This window comes from Marisediminitalea lipolytica (genome assembly GCF_001758465.1).
In the GTDB taxonomy this organism is placed as follows: Bacteria; Pseudomonadota; Gammaproteobacteria; order Enterobacterales; family Alteromonadaceae; genus Alteromonas; species Alteromonas lipolytica.
The window spans coordinates 338,736-360,027 of sequence record NZ_MJIC01000009.1; the positions used below are offsets into that span (position 1 = coordinate 338,736).

16 protein-coding genes are annotated in these 21,292 nt (G+C 51.4%); 13 read left to right on the top strand and 3 right to left on the bottom strand.

Going from position 1 to position 21,292, the window contains the following annotated elements:
- The first annotated feature begins 7 nt into the window (after positions 1–7).
- From BFC17_RS05235 to BFC17_RS05260, 6 genes are all read left to right on the top strand, one after another.
- Entirely contained in the window at positions 8–1,003 is a 996-nt protein-coding gene (locus BFC17_RS05235; protein ID WP_070175397.1) for an NADPH:quinone oxidoreductase family protein, read from the top strand.
- 3 nt (positions 1,004–1,006) lie between these two features.
- Positions 1,007–2,431 carry a 3-hydroxyacyl-CoA dehydrogenase gene (locus tag BFC17_RS05240; protein WP_070175398.1) on the top strand — a complete coding sequence of 475 codons (1,425 nt, stop codon included), beginning with the start codon at positions 1,007–1,009 and terminating at the stop codon, positions 2,429–2,431.
- 17 nt (positions 2,432–2,448) lie between these two features.
- Positions 2,449–3,012 (top strand): carboxymuconolactone decarboxylase family protein, encoded by a 564-nt coding sequence (locus BFC17_RS05245; protein ID WP_070175399.1) that lies wholly within the window; start codon positions 2,449–2,451, stop codon positions 3,010–3,012.
- A 65-nt stretch (positions 3,013–3,077) separates the two neighbouring features.
- Positions 3,078–4,388 (top strand): short-chain fatty acid transporter, encoded by a 1,311-nt coding sequence (locus BFC17_RS05250; protein ID WP_070175400.1) that lies wholly within the window; start codon positions 3,078–3,080, stop codon positions 4,386–4,388.
- 321 nt (positions 4,389–4,709) lie between these two features.
- Complete coding sequence (locus BFC17_RS05255) at positions 4,710–6,134, top strand: ThuA domain-containing protein (protein ID WP_175439528.1); 1,425 nt, start codon at positions 4,710–4,712, stop codon at positions 6,132–6,134.
- 285 nt (positions 6,135–6,419) lie between these two features.
- The gene (locus BFC17_RS05260; protein WP_070175402.1) at positions 6,420–7,691 is read left to right on the top strand and encodes an MFS transporter; all 1,272 of its coding nucleotides are present in this window, start codon (positions 6,420–6,422) and stop codon (positions 7,689–7,691) included.
- Between the two features lie 98 nt (positions 7,692–7,789).
- On the opposite strand, the gene BFC17_RS05265 is transcribed toward BFC17_RS05260, so the two are convergent.
- Positions 7,790–9,880, bottom strand: coding sequence for an acetate--CoA ligase family protein (locus tag BFC17_RS05265; RefSeq protein WP_070175403.1), 2,091 nt, complete (start codon positions 9,878–9,880; stop codon positions 7,790–7,792).
- A 304-nt stretch (positions 9,881–10,184) separates the two neighbouring features.
- Entirely contained in the window at positions 10,185–11,381 is a 1,197-nt protein-coding gene (locus BFC17_RS05270; protein ID WP_070175404.1) for an acyl-CoA dehydrogenase family protein, read from the bottom strand.
- A gap of 290 nt (positions 11,382–11,671) precedes the next feature.
- On the opposite strand from BFC17_RS05270, the gene BFC17_RS05275 reads away from it, so the two are divergent.
- From BFC17_RS05275 to BFC17_RS05285, 3 genes are read left to right on the top strand one after another with little or no spacing between them, the layout of a single operon-like run.
- Positions 11,672–12,838, top strand: coding sequence for a thiolase family protein (locus BFC17_RS05275; RefSeq protein WP_083271596.1), 1,167 nt, complete (start codon positions 11,672–11,674; stop codon positions 12,836–12,838).
- 24 nt (positions 12,839–12,862) lie between these two features.
- A complete protein-coding gene (locus BFC17_RS05280; protein WP_070175405.1) occupies positions 12,863–13,336 on the top strand; it encodes a MaoC/PaaZ C-terminal domain-containing protein in 474 nt (157 codons plus the stop codon).
- Positions 13,333–14,130 (top strand): enoyl-CoA hydratase/isomerase family protein, encoded by a 798-nt coding sequence (locus BFC17_RS05285; protein WP_070175406.1) that lies wholly within the window; start codon positions 13,333–13,335, stop codon positions 14,128–14,130. Before BFC17_RS05280 ends, BFC17_RS05285 begins: the two co-directional genes overlap by 4 nt.
- Before the next feature lie 58 nt (positions 14,131–14,188).
- Here BFC17_RS05285 and BFC17_RS05290 read toward each other — a convergent pair whose 3' ends face one another.
- Positions 14,189–14,590: a Zn-ribbon domain-containing OB-fold protein gene (locus BFC17_RS05290; RefSeq protein WP_070175407.1), complete on the bottom strand. Its 402-nt coding sequence runs from the start codon at positions 14,588–14,590 to the stop codon at positions 14,189–14,191.
- A 258-nt stretch (positions 14,591–14,848) separates the two neighbouring features.
- Here BFC17_RS05290 and BFC17_RS05295 point away from each other — a divergent pair, with 258 nt between their 5' ends.
- From BFC17_RS05295 to BFC17_RS05310, 4 genes are all read left to right on the top strand, one after another.
- On the top strand, positions 14,849–16,510 hold the full coding sequence (locus tag BFC17_RS05295; protein WP_070175408.1) for a sigma-54 interaction domain-containing protein: 1,662 nt from the start codon (positions 14,849–14,851) through the stop codon (positions 16,508–16,510).
- Between the two features lie 125 nt (positions 16,511–16,635).
- Positions 16,636–17,889: an NAD(P)-binding domain-containing protein gene (locus tag BFC17_RS05300; protein ID WP_139142001.1), complete on the top strand. Its 1,254-nt coding sequence runs from the start codon at positions 16,636–16,638 to the stop codon at positions 17,887–17,889.
- A 136-nt stretch (positions 17,890–18,025) separates the two neighbouring features.
- Positions 18,026–19,444, top strand: coding sequence for an aldehyde dehydrogenase family protein (locus BFC17_RS05305; RefSeq protein ID WP_070175410.1), 1,419 nt, complete (start codon positions 18,026–18,028; stop codon positions 19,442–19,444).
- 32 nt (positions 19,445–19,476) lie between these two features.
- Positions 19,477–20,688 (top strand): acetyl-CoA C-acetyltransferase, encoded by a 1,212-nt coding sequence (locus tag BFC17_RS05310; RefSeq protein WP_070175411.1) that lies wholly within the window; start codon positions 19,477–19,479, stop codon positions 20,686–20,688.
- Positions 20,689–21,292 lie beyond the last annotated feature (604 nt).

Below are 21,292 nucleotides of genomic sequence, written 5' to 3' on the forward strand. Positions count from 1 at the left end.
GCAGCTTATGCAAGGCGTAGTGGTAAATGAATACTGCGACTTTGATCGAGCCCAGGTTGGGTTGATTAAGGATCCCAAAGCCGGCAGTGGCGAAGTGGTGGTGGCCCTTGAAACCGCTGAAGTAAATTTTCCGGATAAGCTTTACATAGAAGGGCAGTACCAGAAACAACTCGACTTCCCCTTTTCGCCGGGCCTGGCTGGTACCGGTGTGATCTGCGCCGTTGGTGCCGGGGTGGATGAGTCACTCATCGGCAAGCGCGTGCTGGCGTTACCCGAATACGGCACCTATGCCGAAAAGGTAAGCCTGCCGGCAGAACACTGTTTTGCTGTGCCGGATGGGGTGGACAGTATTCAGTCTTCTGCGCTTGGGCTGGCCTATCAAACGGCTTATTTCGCCTTAACCGCGCGGGGCAATATTCGTCCCGGCGATAACGTGCTGGTTTTAGGCGCTACTGGCGGTGTTGGCATGGCAGCGGTGCAACTGGCTAAAGCCATGGGTGCTGGCAAAGTGCTCGCTGGTACGCGTGGTGGTATCAATAAGCTGGGTGAGTACTGGCTGGGCGCGGACGAGATTGTTGATACCGCGCCGGAGGATTTACGTAGTCTGGCCGCCTCGGTTAAAAACGCCACCGACGGCTATGGCGTGGATATCGTGATTGACACTGTGGGCGGCGTCCTTGGCGAAGCTGCCCTGCGCGCGCTGGCCTGGAATGGTCGCTTTGTGGTGGTGGGTTTTGCCTGTGGCGATATTCCCAAATTTGCCGGTAATTACCTGCTGGTTAAAAACATTTCAGTGAGTGGTCTGCAGTGGACTGATTATCTCGCTCGCCAGTTGGAAACGGTTCAGCAGGCCCAGGATAAATTGTTTGAGTGGTGCCGAACCGGCCTGCTTGCTCCCCGAATTCATAACACTTACCCGCTGGCTGAGTTTGCCACCGCGCTTAACGCGGTTTGCTCCGGTGAAGCCCAGGGGCGTGTTGTACTGACTATTTCAGAGACCTAATTTATGAGTGCATTAGAGACAAACACTACCGTTGCCGTAATTGGCGCGGGGACCATGGGCGCAGGTATTGCGCAGCTTGCTGCGGCTGCCGGCCATCCGGTCGTCCTGTTTGATGCCTTTGATGGCGCGGCCGAAAAGGGCAAGGCTGGGATTGATAAAGGCCTGGAGAAACTGGTGGCCCGCGGCAAAATGACCGCGGATACCAAAGCGGCATTATTAGCGCGCATTCGTCTGGCTACGGATATTCACGATGTGGCCGAAGCAACGCTGGTGGTAGAAGCCATCGTCGAGAACCTTGATATTAAACGTGAGCTGTTTGCAAACTTAGAAAGCATGGTGGCCAGTGATGCGATCCTGGCTACCAACACGTCATCGATTTCGGTGACCTCTATTGCCCGTGATCTCAAGCATCCGGAACGCTTTGTCGGAATGCACTTTTTTAACCCGGCACCAGTGATGAAACTGGTTGAGGTGATCTCTGGTGTGGCAACGGATAAAGACGTCGCTGAGTGCGTGTTTGCCACCGCTGAAAACTGGGGCAAGATTGCCGTACACGCCAAGTCTACGCCGGGCTTTATTGTTAACCGCGTAGCCCGCCCTTACTACGCCGAGGCTTTACGCTTGTGCGAAGAACAGGTGGCAGACCCGGCAACCCTGGACGCGTTACTCACCGGCGCAGGCGGCTTTCGCCTGGGGCCATTTGCACTCATGGATTTAATTGGGCACGACGTTAACTACGCCGTTAGTGAGTCGGTGTTTAAGGCCTATTATCAGGAGCCGCGTTTTCGCCCGTCGATTATGCAGTTAGAGCTGGTTAATGCCGGTCGTTTAGGGCGCAAAAGTGGTCAGGGCTTTTATAGCTATACCGACGGAGCCGAAGCCGCTGCGCCAGTATTTGAGCCTGTCGACAGCTCAGCAGCCGATATCGACGTGAAACTAACCGGCGGTTTTACTATTGGTGGTGTAGCCGTAGAACGCACAACAGGAGCAACCGCAACCGCGCGGGCAAAAGCCTTAGGGCAACCGGTAATCCTGCTTGATCTTACCAAACAGGAAGGCGCAAGTGTGGTGGCGTTCAGCTGCTCTAAAGCATTGCCAGAGAGTGTGGTTGCTTCTTTAGTGAAAGGCCTTGCTGCACGGGAAGTGAAGGCGGTGAAATTACCCGATTGGCCTGGATTAGTGGTAATGCGGACAGTGGCTATGCTGGCTAATGAAGCCTTTGAAGCCCAAATGCAAGGGGTTGGCTCTGCCGAGGCCATTGATAATGCCATGAAATATGGTGTTAATTACCCGCAAGGGCCGATAGAGTGGGCTAATGAGATTGGCCTTAGCACAGTGCTTGACGTTTTGGACGGCGTTTATAGCCTGACCCGTGATCCGCGCTATCGGGCTGCATTAAGTCTGCGCCTCGCCGTAGACAGTGAATAACTTTTAAGAGACGCTTTATGCCATTTATCAAAGACTTTGCTGAGAATGCCGGCCCGCCAAACCTGTTTAAACAGTATCCGGATGTTTACCGCCCCTGGGCCGAAATGAGTGAAGCCATGATGAATGGCCCGTCGCCGTTTTCCCGCGGCGTGCGGGAGCTGATCCTTGCCTATGCCGCCGCCGTGGCTGATTGCGAATTTGTCAGCTGCGCCCATGCCGAAGTGGCTTATGCGCATGGGCTTAAAACGGGTTTGATGGACGAGCTGCTTGCCGGTATCGATACGGCAGACATTGAACCTGAGCTAAAACCGGTATTTGAATATGTGAAGGTACTGAGTAAATCGCCGGAACTGGTCAGTCAGGCGCACGTGAGCGCCATACTCAACGCTGGCTGGGATGCTGACGCGGTGCATAGTACAGCACTTATCACCGCGCGAGCGGCGTTTATGCAACGACTGGTTCAGGGGCATGGCTTTAATACACCAGACCCGGAAGTTGCCAAAAGTCATGCGGCAAAGCGGGTTGAGCGGGGTTATGTAAATTTATACAAAGCTTTTCGGCCTGAGGGTGAGGCAAAGTAGCCTTTATCAATAATCACGACTACAGTTAATAACAATAAAAACAAGGTCATAAGGACATTGCTACCATGCTAGCCACGGCTTCTAAACCCTTTGTAAAACTGGTTGAGCGCTACCTGCCCGATCCCTTTGTATTTGTTTTGATTCTGACCCTGCTGGTGATGGGGTCTGCTGTGGTAATCCAGCAACAATCGGTCGGCACTGTTTTACAGCAATGGGGCGGCGGTTTTTGGAACCTGCTGACCTTTTCCATGCAGATGTTACTGGTACTGGTGTCGGGGCATATGCTGGCCAGTACCGCAATAGTGAAATCAGCATTAAATAACATTGCTAAACTAGCCGCTACACCCGGCCGGGCAATCATTCTGGTGACTTTGGTGTCCATGTTGGCAAGCTGGCTCAACTGGGGATTCGGCCTGGTGGTGGGGGCGTTGTTTGCCAAAGCTATTGCCAGACGAGTGCAGGTGGATTACCGCCTGCTGGTGGCCAGCGCGTATTCCAGTTTTGTGGTATGGCATGGCGGATTAGCGGGCTCTATCCCTTTAACTATTGCCACGCCCGGCCATTTTACCGAAGATTTGATTGGTGTAGTGGGTACCAGTGAAACACTGTTTTCGGCTTTAAATCTCACTTTACTGGCGATAATGATAGTGGTTATCCCATTGGTCAATCGCGCTATGATGCCTGCTGCACATGATCGGGTGTATGTGGATCCTAAACGCCTTGCCGAGTCGGTCCCCGAACCAAAATATCACGATTTACCTCCGGCAGAAAAGTTGGAAAGAAACCCAATTTTGACCGTCGTTACCGGACTTGCCGGGATTGCCTATCTGGTGATGTACTTTGGCGATGGTGGCAGCCTTAACCTGAATATTATTAATTTTCTGTTTTTGTTTATGGCCATTGCGCTGCACGGCACTCCTGAGCGTTTATTGCATAGTTTGCAGCAGGCTATTCAGGGGGCCAGCGGCATTGTGCTGCAATTTCCGTTTTATGCCGGCATTATGGCGGTGATGGTTCAATCGGGTCTGGCGCGGGATTTATCCCAATGGCTGATTAGTTTTGCTACGGCTGACACACTTGCCTTGTACAGTTTTTTAAGTGCGGGGCTGGTGAATATGCTGGTTCCTTCCGGTGGCGGTCAATGGGCCGTGCAGGCGCCGGTTGTATTACCGGCTGCTATTGAGTTAGGCGCGGATGTCAGTAAAGTTTCCATGGCGGTGGCCTGGGGAGATGCCTGGACCAATTTAATCCAGCCTTTCTGGGCGTTGCCGGTATTGGCTATCGCAGGATTAAAAGCCAAGGATATGATGGGATTTTGTCTGGTACAGTTGATTATCACGGGCGTGATTATTAGCGCCGTTTTTCTGCTTTTTTGATGCAGAAAATACGGTGCGCGATGTCATAAAAGTTTACTGGCGATGTCGTTGTTAAAGACGTGTGTCGTTGACTGCGACAATTACCGTTATGCAACAAATAACCTACTGCCTAAGTGGCTTTCTAAAATGACATGTGGTGGGATAAGTATTTTTAAAACAATTGGTTAGTTATAATTTTGATTCTTCTTAATGTGGTATGGAATTTGTATTTTGTTAATGAATTGTAATGTTTTGTATTCGTTAATAATAAAAGGATGAATCATGAGAAAGGCCTCACTGAAACAGTTCAGACACTATTCTCGCCAAGGCCGGAAACTGCTAATGGTTACCCTGTTAAGCTTATTGGTTTTGCAGGCCTGTAGTACTACAGGGCAAACTTCAAATAATCAGGACGTTAATCAAAATCACTGGCATTCGCTTTTTGATGGTAAGAGTCTTAACGGGTGGACGGTTAAAGCGCAACCCAATGACATAAATAAAACGTTCTTTTGGGTCGAAGAGGGTGTCATTGTTGCCGAGGCTAAGGACAAGCAACACGATTACATCTGGCTGTACAGCGATAAGCAGTACAGCGATTTTCACTTAAAACTAAAATTTCAGGGCGACCGTGGTGACCATGCCAACAGCGGTGTGCAATTGCGCAGTCGCTACGATCACAATGACGAGGGCGGGTGGTTAAATGGCCCGCAGGTCGATGTAGGCTTTACCGACCGAAATGGCAGTATGTGGGACGAAACCCGCAACAATCAGCGCTGGCTCATCGAGAAATACACTGAGGCGCCGTTTTATTATAGTGATGAAGGCTCAGGCTGGAATGACCTTGAAATCATCGCCCAGGGTAACCTGATTACGGTAATACAAAACGGTGAGCAAATCAGTCAGTACGACGGTACCGGCGTGCTTGATGATGCCAATCATCAGGATTTGGGTGTTGGTATTACTGGCCATATTGCGCTGCAAATCCACAAAGAAGACATCATGAAAATCAAATTTAAGGATATTCAGATAAAGGATTTAACCCCGCAGCAAAAGCCATTGCGGGTGCTGGTGTTCAGTAAAACGACCGGTTACTTCCATCAGAGTATCAATGTGATTGAAAAGACTATCGCTGAACTGGGTGAACGCCATGGCTGGACAGTTGATATTACCCGTGGCAGCGAGGTATTCACCCCAGAAGGGCTGGCTAATTACGATGTGGTGTTCTGGAATAATACCTGTGCAGATTACGCCATTATGACTACAGAACAGCGCCAGACGTTTGAGCGTTATGTGGAAAATGGCGGCGGTTATGCCGGCATTCATGGTGCGGCCTGGATGAACTTTACGCCGCGCTGGGACTGGTACATCGATGAGCTTATAGGCGCCAGGGAAATCAACAAAAATGGCAACTGGGAAGGTGTATGGCGCGAAGAAGCCAGCATTTACGCCGATGTAAAAACGCCGGTAACGGCAATGGTATCGAAAGGGACCATCTGGAAAGACGAGTTTTATTCCATGTCTCGTGATGTACGGGCCGAACAACCCGAACTAAGCCCTGAAGACCAAATTGAAGTACTTACCAGCGGCATTGCCGACTGGGATTATGGGGATTTCAAAACCGGCCACCCGGTTACCTGGCGGCGCCATATTAAAGGTGGCCGCATGTGGTATTCCGCCATTGGCCACAACGATTCCACCATTACGGATCCGATTTTCCGCGACCATATGAAAGCCGGAATTGAGTGGGCCGGTGGCGCGCTGGATTAATCAACAGCGCTTAAAATGATGCGCATTTCCAACCTCTTAAACCCGATGATGCCGGAAGGTGCCTGTGCACCTGTCCGGTAGCTAGTGTTACAAGTGCAATGTCAGTGAGTAAAAAACATATCACCGAAAAGTGATTCGGAAAGCGGAATTTAAATAGTTGTCTCAATAGTGGACACTCTGACAAATGTCATAGACTTCAGACGTGGTTTCGATAACTTAAAAGTTTTATGGTTTCGGTTCTAACCACCGGATCCCGCCTATCTGAATTGCTTAGAAGGATTTGCCATGTCGGTTGAAAGCACTGCAATTGCGCCGGACTCATCGTCATCTCTGCAAGAGTTTAAACAGGGCTACAAAGCGTTGATTGCATCATTGATTGGTGCCGGATGCGGTATTTCGTCAGTGTGTTTCTATACCAACAGCGTCTTTGTCGCAGCGATTGATACTGATATGCCGTGGTCGCGGGGAGAAATTCAAATCGGTATCAGCATCATGATATTAGCAGCTATTTTTACTGCCCCTTTGACAGGTATGCTGATAGATAGATTTGGCGCAAGAGCCGTTGCACTTACTTCAATGCCTTTGTTCACATTAAGCCTGGTCGGATTATCTTTTGTCGGCAACGACGTGCGGTCCTTCTATGCCGGGTGGGTTGTGATGTCTGTATTGGCTGCAGGCACGCTGCCTATAACCTGGACCAAGGTGGTTAATCAGTGGTTTGATCGCTCCAGAGGACTCGCTTTAGGGCTGACGTTAATGGGAACGGGTATCGCCGCAGCCGTTGCGCCTAAATACGCTGCCTGGCTCATTGGAGAATATGGCTGGCGCAATGCTTACGCATTATTAGGCGTCACAGTACTGGTTATTTCTTTTGTTCCACTCTTGCTGTTTTTCTTTGAATTTGGTCATGCAGGTAAGCCTCAGCAGCAAAGTCGTGAGTCAGAAAGTGCGCCAGCGCCTAAAACTGGCTTAACGCTCAAACAAGCATTAAAAGGCTACAAGCTTTGGGCGCTGTGTATTGCCTTATTATGTGTCGCTGTAGGGATTTCCGGTGTGATCACCAACCTTGTGCCAATTTTAACGGATAAAGGTCTGACCGTTGGCGAAGCTGCTGGTTATGCCGGATTAGTAGGAATTAGCGTTATTGCCGGGCGTCTTTTGGCTGGTTTTCTGATGGATCGTTTGTGGGCGCCAGCAATAGCCGCACTGTTCTTATTTATGCCGCTGATATCTGCCATTCTTTTGAAGCAACCTGCTCTGAGCGATACACAAATGGCACTGGCTGCATTGATTGTGGGCCTGGCTGCCGGTGCAGAACTGGATATCATGGCCTATCTTATTAGCCGTTATTTTGGTTTGGCTTACTATGGCTCTCTTTATGGCTTTTTGTATATCTTCTTTTCCATTGGCGCGGGTGTTGCCCCAGTAATTTTTGGCTGGGCATTCGATGTGTCTGGTAACTATAATCTCACGTTGAGCATGGTTGCCGTACTTTCCGTTGTGGGTGCGCTGCTAATTGTTGCTATGGGCAAATATCCGGTTTTGCAACAGCACTGACAGCGTACGCAAAGTTCATAGTAAAACGGCTTTATCGTCAATAAAAATAGCCCGGCGTAAGCCGGGCTATGGAGTGTTTACCGAAAGTTCGGGCAAAACTATTCGGTAATGCTAGCAAGAAAGTCCACAGCCGCCAGCCCCATGCCTTCCGGGCGAACCATTACAGGGTTCACTTCCACTTCTGACATGCTTGGGGTGGCCAGGAATAAATCACCAAATTTCGCTGCCGCTTCGCATAGCGCGTCAATATCGGCCTTTGGTGCACCGCGGAAGCCACTTAATAAGTGATTCAGTTTTAATCCGCTGATAGCGGTTTTTACCTGTGCCGGGGTAGCCGGCAGCGAAACATAAGTAACGTCGCGATAAAGCTCTACCGCCACACCGCCTGAACCGATTGAAAGCACCGGACCAAAGTCAGTGTTACGCAGGCAAGACAACACCACTTCCACGCCGTCGCCAATCATTTCCTGAATGAGCACACCCATTTCAGGCTTGTTCAGTTTGGCCCGAAAATCTGCCGCGATAGCGTCGATATCATCGAAACTGGCCACGCGCAGTTTAACCAGTCCCAGCTCAGTTTTATGTTCGGCTTCAGATGGCAGCGCTTTAACCACAAAGGGTGGTTTAAGTGCGCGGCAGGCATCGGCTGCGGTGGTATTCGCTGGTAGGATGGCCCATGGTGCCGGGGTAACGCCGGCTTCGCTGAGGTAGTCCATCGTCTCCTGCCATTCCACTGGGGCAGGACGTGGTTCAACAGCAGTGCGTTTTTTCAGCGCAGGCAGGCTCTTTGCCTCTTGTTTGGTAAACAACCAGCTCAGTGCTCGCATACTGTAAGACGGATCTTCAGATAGTAAGATACCGGCGTCACGGAATTCACTGCGTGTTGCGTCATCCACTTTTTCCGCCGCAAACGTAATTACGATTGGTACACCACTTGAGGCAGCTGCAGCTTTAAAGGCATCGGCGTTATCCAGCAGGTCACGTTTACCACTACTGGAAAACTGAATAATAATAGCCTGGGTGCGAGGCTCAGCCACAACGGCGGCAATGGCATCACGGAACAGATTCGGCATGCCGCGAACCTGGCCGGTTAAATCAATCGGATTTTCTTTACGGGCAAACTCCGGCAGTACTTCAGTAAGGGTTGCCACGGTTTGTTCGCTAAACCGCGCCATAGGCAGGTTCGCTTCTTCACAGTGGTCGGCCAGCAGTGCACCGGCACCGCCTGATGAACTTAAAATAGTAATACCGCTTTTATCATCGGCGGCAGCGCGAGGAGCTGGCATAAAGGAGAAAATCTCTGCCGCAGCGAGGATTTCCTCCAGGCTTTCAACCAGCACAATGCCGGCATCTTTCAGCACTTTTTGATAAATCGAGTATGGCGAGGCAATTTTACCGGTGTGCGATGCCGTGGCTTCCTGACCAAACGCCGAACGGCCGGTTTTCAGTGCTACGATTTGTACGTCGCGCTCGCGGGCGCGCTCGGCCAGTTCAACCAGACGGTGGGCATCGTTCAGACCTTCCAGATACAGGGCGGCGACTTTTACGTCGTCCTGCTCGATGATCCATTCCAGCGCGTCCAGAGCGTCCAGTACCGTTTCGTTACCTACGCTGACAATATAAGAACAGCCCACTCCCGAGGTTTGCAGGTAGCGTCCCATAGCACCGGCCAGTGCACCGCTCTGGCTGATAATAGCAATGGGAGAGTGAATGAGTTTATCTACTGCAAAGGCACCGCCACCAAAGGTCATCATGGCTTTATGCTTCACTGACCAACAGCCCTGGCCGTTAGCACCTAGCAGTGCAATACCGTATTTGTTGGCGTTATCGGCCAGCTCTTTAGCCAGTACATCGCCGCCATCAACTTCTTCAAAACCTGAGCTGAATACCATAGCCGTTTTAATGCCCTTTTCACCACATTCAGCAACAATTGCCGGTACGGTTGCGGCTGGCGTTATGATGAGCGCGACATCAGGTACTTCTGGCAATTCAGCCACGGTCTTATACGCCTTAAGCCCTTCTACTTCGTCATGGCTGGGCGTAATCGGGTACACGCGTCCTTCAAAACCAAATTTCTGAACAATTTTCACCAATCGGTTTCTGGCATTACCTTCTTTAGGCGAAGCACCGACGATGGCGATACTCTCCGGGCGGAATAGCTTATCCAGTTGCTGTGTCATTTCACTCATCTATAGTCCCACTTTGACTTACGGCCGCGCTCAAATCACGGCTCATCTACAAAATTGTAGAGAAGAAATGGCAATATGTATGCCAAATGTCGTTTTGCTTTAACCCCCCAAGGAACAGGGGCTGTGGAGTGTTTTCGGCGGGTAAGTTGATTTCTGGCCTGGCAGACGTGTGTATAAAAAACACAATCAACACTAAAGTGAGCGTGATAAAGACAGTCAGATAAAATAAGTTTGGTATAAGCGCAGGCAATAAAAAAGCCGTCGCAGAATTATTCCGGGACGGCTTTTGGTCAGGAAGCAGGTATTAACGGCGGCCCATTTCCCGCAGGCCGGTTTTGCCGTGGTGACGGTCAGCCACTTTATAACCAAGGGCATCTTCTGCAATCAGCACTTTTTGCACGTTTGCAGTACCTTCACCGGTAAACATCAGGTCGGCATAGTTACGATAGCGGGAGATCCGGTATTCTTTAGACAAGCCATAACCACCAAAGATTTGCTGAGCCTGATCGGTACAGAACTTAGCCGTTTGCGACGCGTGGAACTTTGCAATAGACGCAATGCGGTTGGTCGGCAGTTCACGGTCCATGGCTTCAGCAGCCTGATAAACCAGCGCACGGCTGGCCTCGATTGCTACGGCCATTTCTGCGATTTGTGACTGAATCATCTGGTACTTACCAATCGGCTGTCCTTTAATGATACGTTCGTTGGCATATTGCACGGCATCTTCAAAAGCTCCAATGGCAATACCCAGTGCTTTTGCGCCGATAACTGCCCGGCCGCCTTGCAGCGCACGCATAACAATCTTGAAGCCGTCGCCTTCTTCACCCAGGCGGTTTTCAACCGGTACTTCAAAGTCATCTAAAAACAGTGCGCAGCAGCGGAACGAGCTGGACAGCCCTACTTCGATTGGCTGGGCAGTGTAGCCCGGGTACTTTTTCGGTTCCACGATGAACGCCGTAACGCCTTTAGCGCCAGCATCCGGATCGGTTTTGGCCAGCAGAATACCTACATCGCATTCATCGCCCAGAGTAGCCCACATTTTTGAACCGTTTATCTTATACACATCACCTTCGCGACGGGCGGTAGTTTTCATTGCGCCAGCCGCATCAGAACCACCGCCTGATTCGGTCAGTGCCATCATCCCTACGGTTTTACCTGCCAGTAAGTCCGGCACGTATTTTTTAATCTGTTCTTCGGTACCACCAAGGTAAATACACGCCGGGCAGTTACCGCCGTTCTGGTTGAAACCACCATAACGCACATCAATGCGGGCAATTTCTTCAATGATGACAGCAGCTGCCAGATAGCCCATATCGCTACCGCCCACTTCCTCAGGAAATGTAGCGCCGTAGTAACCGGCTTCACCGGCCTTTTTAATCAGTTCTCTGGGCAGCTCTCTGCGCTCTTCAAAACCGTCCATGACGGGTACGACTTCAGTTTCCATGAAGCGGCGGATGCTTTCGCGGATAGCACCAATTTCTTCGGGTAGCATTTGGTCCATTAGTGGTCCTCTACTGTTGCCAAATAAGGTTTAAACATATCAATACGAGGGAACTGACCGGCAGATACCAACACGTATTGTCGCAGTGACAAGAGCAAGTACTGTGCCACTGAAATCGACTCCCTTTGTAAGCACAATGGTTCTGGCCGGTGGCTTACTTATTGCATTGCCCCTTGTAAGCAACCAAGGCAGGGCCTGAGCGAGATATCAGGTACGCCCCGTGTTTATTACGGGATTATGCCTTTGATACACCCATTCGGGTTAACAAAGTGACTGTCCGGAGGACATGAGTGTCTTTAAGAAATAAAGCTGTCATTGTAGGTGTCGGTGAAAGTGACATCGGTAAGTTACCACATATGAGCGGGCTGGGCCTGAATGCCCAGGCTGCCAGTCGCGCTATTGCAAATGCGGGATTAACGCCGGACAAGATTGATGGATTGCTAACCGCCTACTCCTTTACCGAACCCTATTTTATGCTGGGATCCGTGCTGGCTGAGTATTTAGGTATCAGTCCTACGTACAGCAGCTCAATTGTAGCTGGCGGTGCCAGCCCCACAGTTATGCTGCATCATGCTGCGCAAGCGGTAAACAGCGGTGCGGCTAAGTATGTACTGGTATGTGCCGGTGAAAACCGCGCCACTGGTATTAGTCGTGACGATGCAGTGTCAGCGCTTGCGGCGGTTGGCCACCCTTACTTTGAAGCGCCCTACGGCCTTGGCATTCCATCGTTATATGCGCTGGTGGCAAAAGCCTACATGGCGAAATACGGCACCACCCGGGAACAAATGGCGGCGGTGGCTGTGAACACCCGCAACCACGCGCTGTTGCATCCTAATGCGCACATGAAAAAGCCCATTACCGCCGACGACGTACTGGGTTCAAAAGTGATTTCAGACCCGCTGCATATGCTCGATTGTTGTTTGATATCCGATGCCGGTGGCGCGTTTATCGTTACCACACCAGAGCTTGCTGAGGAACTGCCTTGTGAGCCGGTCTGGCTGGCCGGTATTGGCGAAGCGCATACCCACGAACATTTAACCAGTGCACCGAGTCTCACCGAGTTTGGCGCGGCGCAATCAGGCCAGCTGGCTTATTCCATGGCAGGGCTTGGCCCACAGGATATGAACCTGGCCATGCTGTATGACTGTTTCACCATCGTGCCCATTATCGAAATGGAAGAGCTGGGTCTGGCACCGCGTGGTGAAGGCGGCGCGATGTTTGCCAGCGGCGATGCTGCGGTGGGCGGCAGGTTACCGGTTAACACCCACGGCGGCATGCTAAGTCATGCTCACGCCGGCGCGGTGGGCGGCCTGATGGCCATAATCGAAGCCGTACGACAATTACGCGGCAATGCCGATAAGCGCCAGGTTACTGGTGCCGAGGCGGCGATTGTCCATGGCGAGGGAGGCGTGTTGTCGTCTCACTGTACCGCCATTTTAACTAAACAAAAACGCTAACAAAAGTGACAGGAGCATGAGCTTATGACTGCAAGCGTGCGCGGCTACTACTACGACGATTTTACGGTGGGTCAGGTTATCGAGACCCCCAAACGGACTATTACTAACACCGATATTGTGAACTTCGCCTGTTTGTCTGGTGACTTTAACGGTGTGCATACCGACTGGGAATATTGCAAAACCACACCATTTGGTGAGCCGATTGCCCATGCTCCGCTTATTTACGCTGTAATGGGCGGTCTGCAGTACGCCAGTGGCGTTAACGACGGCACGCTGATGGCGGTGCTGGGGATTGACGAGTGGCGCATGCATAGCCCGGTTAAACACGGTGACACCTTGTTTATGCGTTCTACCGTGCTGGAAACCCGTGGCACCTCAAAACCCGGTCGTGGCATTGTGAAATTCAAACGCGAGTTTGTGAATCAGCGCGGCGAAACCGTGCAAAGCATGCTGGCTACTTTTATGTATCGTGCCCGTCCTGAAGGTGATGCGGCATGAGCGTAACCGAAGACTTATTGTTTAGCGTATCCGATGCGGGTGTCGCCACGATTACGCTTAACCGACCGGATAAACGCAATGCGTTTACCGATGAGATGATCGCCCGTTGGGTTGAGTTATTAGGTGAGTGCCAACAGCGTAATGACGTGCGGGTAGTGGTGTTTGCTGCGGCGGGCAAAAGTTTTTGTTCTGGCGCAGATACCGGCCGGATGGCCGGGCGCACCGAACAAACGGTGATCGAAGCCCGGGACCGTATGACGGCGGTAGCCCATTCATTGGTTCGTGCCGTTGCCCGACTGGATAAGCCGGTTATTGCTGCTGTTAATGGTGCCGCGGTTGGCGGCGGTATGGATGTGGCGCTGATGTGCGATATCCGCGTGGCTTCAAGTGAAGCGAAATTCGCTGAAACCTACGCCAAAATGGGCTTACTGCCCGGCGTGGGCGGGGCCTGGTTTTTACCGCGGATTATCGGCAAATCCAAAGCGCTGGATATGTTCTGGACCGGTCGCTGGGTGGATATCAACGAAGCTGAGCGTCTGGGTTTGGTGGATCGGGTTTTCGCTGCTGAAACCTTTGCAGCTGATGTAACAGATTACGCTGAGCAAATTGCCAGCGCTGCGCCGTTGTCGGTTAAAGCAATCAAAAAACTGGTAAACCATGGTGGGCAGACTACGCTTGATGTGCATTTGGATGACTTAGCCGCGCAGTTAGCGGTGGTAAGGACCAGTGAAGATCACAAAGAAGCGGTTGCTGCACTTAAAGATAAACGCGCCCCACAGTTTAACGGACGTTAAGTTAACGGGGGTTAGGGATGGTTGTGTCCACCGTATCGGCGGTGGACAACAAGGACTATCACGCAAGTTGCCACTGAGGGAGCATATTGCCCTTAGCATCGGCTTCAAAACAAACAGTTACTGCATCGCCAATATGGGCATCCAGCGCACCTTCGCCAATCAGGTTGGTGATCATGCGCGGGCCTTCGGCAGTGATTACGGCAACGACGGCATAAGGTACTTTGTCACGAAACTGTGGCAGCGGCGCACGCTCCACAATGGTGACGCTTTCAATGGTGCCATCGCCAGAGCAGGTATGCGGCACGATGTCGGCACTCCAGCATTTGCTGCACTGTACGCGAGGCGGAAACTGAATATGTTGGCAGGATTCGCAGCGCTGGAATTCAAGACGTTGCTCAAGCGCGGCTTGCCAGTATGACTGTGAATCGCCGTTGGCGAAATCTGAGGGTCTGTTCTCCATGGGGGAACCTCCGGTATGGATGCAACATGTGCAATAACAAATTTAGGGTAACAGAAGTTTTTTATAACAATACCCATGTAGCAATACTCAGGCCAGTATGCTCTGGCGGGTGCTTGTGATCATCAGTGGGCTTTTGCCACAAAATAAGCTAATCTCACTATGTAAAATAATTGTTTTTTAAAAGTGAGCGCAATAACAACATTTTTACGTTATAGTGACTTTGTTAAATACATTTCTAGCAACTAAGGCATTTTTCAAATGAGTCTTAAAGATTTGAAAGGGTTTATAATTTCCAGTCAGGACAAAGGGATATTGCTTGCGTCAGGTGTCGGCGAAGAAAAAACAGTACAAGCTTTAGTCAAAACACCTGCCTGGGTGCAGGAGGCCGTTAGTAAACGGATTGTGCCAATCGATACACAAGATTCGCGCTATATTGGATTATTTGCGCCTAATGATGACAAATATATCCTGCTATTAATGGATGAAGCCAATGACGCAGTGATGGAATTCCTGCTTGGTGTGGATTTCTCTACCAACATTCTCGAACAAATCTTAACTGACCCCTACGACGCCATGGTTGTGGCGAACAGGCAGGGGCGACTGGCTTATTTGTCGCCGGTGCATGAAAAGTTTTTTGGCCTCAAACACGGCGAAGCCATTGGCGCTAAGGTTACCGACGTTATCCCTAATTCACGGCTGTGTGACGTGATCAAAACCGGCGTTGCCGAAGTGGGCCAGGTGCTGCAAATGGGCGATACCCAGCGGGTTACCTCGCGTCATCCTATTCGTCGTGACGGTGAAATAGTGGGAGCCATTGGCCGTGTTATGTTTAAGGGCCCCCAGCAAATCGAGAAAATGTCGCGCAAAATTACCGCATTGGAAAAGCGTCTTGCTGAATACGAACGCGAGTCCAAATCAGACAAAGTTAAAGAAAAATACCTCGATGCCATCATTGGCCAAAGCCTCGCGATTGAAGCGGTACGCCGCCAGATCAAGAAGGTTGCCGCACTTGATGTGCCGGTACTTATTCAGGGTGAGAGTGGCACGGGTAAAGAGCTTGTGGCGCGGGCATTGCATATGTACAGCCAGCGAAGTGACAGCAACCTGGTTACGGTAAACGCTGCAGCACTGCCAGCCACGCTGGTTGAAAGCGAGCTGTTTGGTTACGAAGCGGGTGCCTTTACCGGTGCTCATCGTAAAGGTCGTCCGGGTAAGTTTGAACAGGCTGATGGCGGTACTATTTTCCTTGACGAAATTGGTGATATGCCGCTGGAAGTGCAATCGAAATTATTGCGCGTACTGCAGGAACGAATTGTTGAGCGGGTTGGTGGTGATAAGCCAAAAAGCGTCGACTTCCGCCTGTGCAGTGCAACTAACCACAACCTGGAAGATTTGGTAGAAGAAAACAAATTCCGTCTGGACTTGTTCTATCGTATCAGCCCGGTGTGCATCACCCTGCCAAGCCTGGAAGAACGGAAAGAAGACATCCCGTTACTGCTGCGTCACTTCATGCAGGAAATGGCCGACAAGTATGACAAGGCCAATGTAGAGGTAGAAAGCAATGTCGTGGACTATCTGATGTCACGCCGCTGGCCGGGGAATATCAGACAGCTGCGCCATGAAGTGGAACGGGCCTTTGTGTTTGCCGAAAATGGTGTGTTACGCATCGAAGATTTCGGCGGTGAGTCCGGTGGCAGCCGCAGCTTTGGCGCGCAACCGCAAAACCGTAATAACCGCCTGACCGGTGGCGGGATGACCGACGGCACGATTAAAGAAGCCACCGCCCGTGTAGAGCTGGAAATGATCAGCGATTGCATGGTGCGCTTCCGTGGTAATAAAAAGAAGGTGGCAGACCATCTCGGGATTTCACGCTCCTATCTCTACAAAAAATTAGAAGAACTCAATATCCACGAAGACTAGTCGTGGGGTTGTAGCTGACTGAGCCACTGTCTGTGTGTACTTCACATTGTGTTTCTCAAGGTCATAACCCACCACGGTCGTTTTTGTGAAATGGGTTATTACAGCAAGTAGTGTGGAGACAAAACGTGAAGATAGGCTATGTGGGACTCGGTGCAATGGGTAAGGCTCTGGCTACCCGGTTGGTTCAGAATCATGAACTGCTGGTGTGGGATTTAAATCCTGAAGCCAGAGAACAATTGGTGGCAGCAGGCGCAGAGTCTGCCCGTTCACTGGTTGATTTAGGCCAGCGCTGCGACGTTATCTTTTTATGTTTACCCAAAAGTACTCACGTTGAAGCCGCGCTGTTTGGCAAAGATGGCCTGTACATGCATGTTAACCCCGGTTCAGTGATTATCGATCAAACCAGTGGCGTACCGGCTATGACTCTGGCCTTCAGTGAAAAACTCGCTATTCGTAATATTGCGATGTTGGATGCGCCCGTAGCCGGCGGTGTGCCCGCCGCAGAAGCGGGTACCATTACCATAATGGCATCCGGAGACAGCGCCAGCTTTAACCGGGCAAAACCGGTTTTGTGTGATATCAGTCCTAAGGTCTTTCATTGTGGTGAGCGAGTGGGCTCGGCACAAATGGTGAAATCTATCAATAATCTGCTTAATACAGCCAATCGTATGATGACGCTGGAACTGGCGGCAATGGGCCGGGTAATGGGCTTGTCGATGGCGGAAATTGTCGAGAGCGGCAATCGCGAAGCAAGCCAGAGTTTCCTTACCGCGCGATTACTGCCTGGGATTGCGGAGGGTAAACCAAGTACTGACTTTGCCATTGAGCTGATGGTAAAAGACACCAATATGGCCAGCGATTTCGCTCATGCCCACGGTACCGCTATGCCGGTGTGTGAGATGGGCCGCGGCTTTTTAAATATTGGCCTGCGTTCCATTGGGCCGGACGCCCGTCTGGAAGATCTGATCCCCTTTGTGCAAAACATGTTTGGCGTTGAATACTGCGGCGCTGATACGCATGGTTCACAGGATAATGCCGCGGTGTTGTCCGAAGCGTTTGCGGCTTGTCATCAGGTTATCGCTTTTGAAGGCTTATTACTGGCGAAAAAAGCGGGGCTGGACCTCAACGAGTTCTGCAATGTGATTAATGCTGGCTCTGGCGCGTCCGCAGCGGGAAATGCCTTGTTCGCGGCGGTATTAGGCCCCGACGAACCTCATGGGCTGTTCTCTATCCGACAGCTGCATCACTCTATTCAGCCACTCACTACGCTGGCGCGCCAACACCAGTTGCCGGCACTGATGCTCAATCAGGTCTGTGCGGCGTTGACAGCAGCGGTAGATAAAGTCGGTGAAAATGGCTGTTTTACGCAGCTTCTGTAGCTGGCACCGTACTTGCACTTATACACGTTATAAACGTCTAAATACCAAGCGTATTTATCCGAGATTCATGGTTTGGCCGCAATCTGACAGCGGCCAGCCACACATTCATCACTGCCGAAACAGGTTCTGATAGCTTATGAGACACTATGGTCAATTCTATATTGATGGCGAATGGGTAAATCCCATTGAGTCCCGTCCTTTTGAACTAAGAAATCCCACCACCGAAGAAGTGTTTGCAACGGTTGCGTTGGGTTGCCCTGCCGATGTCGACCGTGCGGTCACTGCCGCCCGTCGCGCATACAAAACGTTTTCGTTAACGACACCTGCAGAGCGAATTGCCTTACTGGAACGCATTGCTGAGGTGTTCTCTGCCCGTCGCGACGAAGTACACGCAGCGCTCACCGAAGAAATGGGCGCGCCGGTGAGTTTAAAGGCGCAGATTGACTCATCGGTTAATGCGATTCGCCAGGCCATCAAAACCCTGGGTGACTACCAGTTCGAAAGCCGCGAAGGACGTTTTATTATCCGTCACGAAGCCATTGGTGTAGCCGGACTGATTACACCGTGGAACTGGCCGATTCAGTTGTTGTGTAACAAGTTATCTTCATCATTAGCCGCCGGTTGTACCAGCGTGGTGAAACCCAGTGAATTTACCCCGGTCAGTGCGCTGGTGTTCGCCGATATTCTGCACGAGGCTGGTGTACCGGCGGGTGTATTTAACTTAGTTAACGGTGACGGACCGGGTGTGGGCGAAGCTATCAGCGGTCATGATGATATCGACGTGGTGTCGTTTACCGGTTCAACCCGCGCCGGGACGCTTGTGGCAGCTGCTGCGGCGCCTTCGGTAAAACGCGTAGCCCAGGAACTCGGTGGTAAATCGGCCAATATCGTTATGCCGGGCGCTGATGTAGTCGCCGCTGCCGAATTTAACGTTACCCGTGGTTTTTCTAACAGCGGGCAGTCATGCCATTCGCCTACGCGTTTACTGGTGCACAAAAGCCAACTGGCAGAAGCTGAACAGGCGCTTAAGGATGCAGTAGCGAAACACGTTCGCGTTGGCGATCCAACCCTACCGGAAACAACCCATGGGCCAGTGGTTAATGCCGCGCAGTACGAACGTATTCAGGCGTACATTCAAAGTGCCATCGATGAAGGCGCGACCCTATTAACCGGAGGGCCCGGGCGTCCTGCTGGTATCGAGCGTGGTTATTTTGTGCAGCCGACTATTTTTTCCAATGTGACGCCGGATATGACCATTGCTCGCGAAGAAATTTTCGGCATGGTTACGGCAGTGCTGACTTACGAAACTGTTGACGAAGCAATTGAACTGGCTAACGACACACCGTACGGCCTGGCGGCCTACGTGTTTGGCGACGATGACGAAATTCTTGATGTTGCCCGCGTAATGCGTGCTGGCCGCGTGTTTCTCAACGGCGCGCCGCCGAGCACTGAAGTGCCCATGGGCGGCTATAAGAAATCAGGCAACGGACGCGAAATGGGCGTTGCCGGTATGGAAGAGTATTTGGAAGTTAAGGCCATTCTGACCAAAGGGTAATCCTTAAGGTCACCAGTAAGCAGAGAACCATTATGAGAGATGCTGTAATTTGTGAACCATTGCGCACGCCGGTAGGCGGCTTTGGTGGTGTATTTAAGGATGTCCCGGCAGCCACCCTGGCGGAAACGGTATTACGTGCATTAATGACACGAACCGGCATCGACCCGGCACTGGTTGAAGAAGTGATCTTTGGCCAGTGTAACCCTAACGGTGAAGCTCCGGCGATTGGCCGTATTGCTGCGCTGGACGCCGGATTGGGCGTGCATGTACCGGGTGTTCAGGTAGACCGACGCTGCGGCTCGGGTTTACAGGCCGTTATCGATGCCTGTATGCGGGTACAAACCGGCGCGGCTGAACTGCTGATTGCTGGTGGTGTGGAAAACATGAGTCAGGTAGAGCATTACGTGGTTGGCGCACGTTGGGGCCTGCGCGGTGATTCGTCGCCCATGTGGGACCGTCTGGTGCGCGGGCGTATCACTTCGGGTGGGCGCGACCATCCTATTGCCGGCGGCATGATTGAAACCGCCGAGAACCTGCGTCGCGAGTTAAATATTAGCCGTGAGGCTCAGGATGAACTGGCCTTTACCTCACAACAACGGGCCAAGGCCGCTATCGAAAATGGTTTGTTTAATGACGAAATGGTACCGGTTGAAGTGACCAAACGCGGTAAGACTACCGTTGTGGATACCGATGAACACCCGCGTCCGCAAACCTCACTAGACGATCTAGCGGGTTTGCGTGCGGTACGCGCCAAACTCGATGACGGCGCAACTGTTACCGCCGGGAACGCCAGTGGGCAGAATGACGGCGCTGCGGCCTGTATCGTTACCACCCGTGAAATGGCCGAAAAGCTTGGTCTGAAACCCCTTGGTCGTCTGGTAAGTTGGGCGGTAACCGGTCTTGAACCTGAGCGTATGGGATTAGGCCCTGTGTCCTCATCGCAAAAAGCGCTGGCCCGCGCTGGCTTATCACTTAAAGACATCGACCTGTTGGAAATAAACGAAGCCTTTGCCGCACAGGTACTGGCATGTACGCAAAGTCTGGGACTTGGCCAGGACGACTTCGCCCGCCTTAACGTAAATGGTTCGGGGATTTCCCTGGGTCATCCGCTGGGGGCAACTGGTGTGCGTATTCTGGCGACCATGCTACGCGAAATGCAGCGTCGTGATGCACGTTATGGCCTGGAAACCATGTGTATTGGTGGTGGACAGGGCTTAGCGGCTATTTTTGAGAATCTTAAATAACGGTTAATAATACTCGTCATCCTTGCGATGCCAAAAATACCCGTCATTCCCGCATGTTTTTAGCGGGGATCTCCTCAAAAGGCTGACTCGTCTGAAACGACCTTTTTTGAACGAGGTAGCCACGCGGAAAGTGGCGTAAAAGGGCGATTGAAGACCCTGATATCATGTTGGGATATCCCGGATATTTGCTATGCAAATTCCGGGAAGACGGTGTGATTTGGGTTGTGATGGTCACAAAAAACAACCGTCACTCCGCTATGTCTCAAATATCCGTCATCCCCGCGAAGGCGGGGATCTCCTGAACAGTCTGATTCACGTGAAACTACTTTTTGTACGATGTAGCCATACGGAAAATGGCATTTAAGGGCGATTGAAGACCCTGATATCATGTTGGGAGATCCCGGATATTTGCTATGCAAATTCCGGGAAGACGGAGTTAACTTGGGTTGTGTCTGTTCGGAAAAATACCCGGGAAGGCGGGGATCTTCTGAACAGTCTGACTCACGTGAAACTACTTTTTGTACGATGTAGCCATACGGAAAGTGGCATTTAAGGGCGATTGAACACTCCGATATCATGTTGGGAGATCCCGGATATTTGCTAC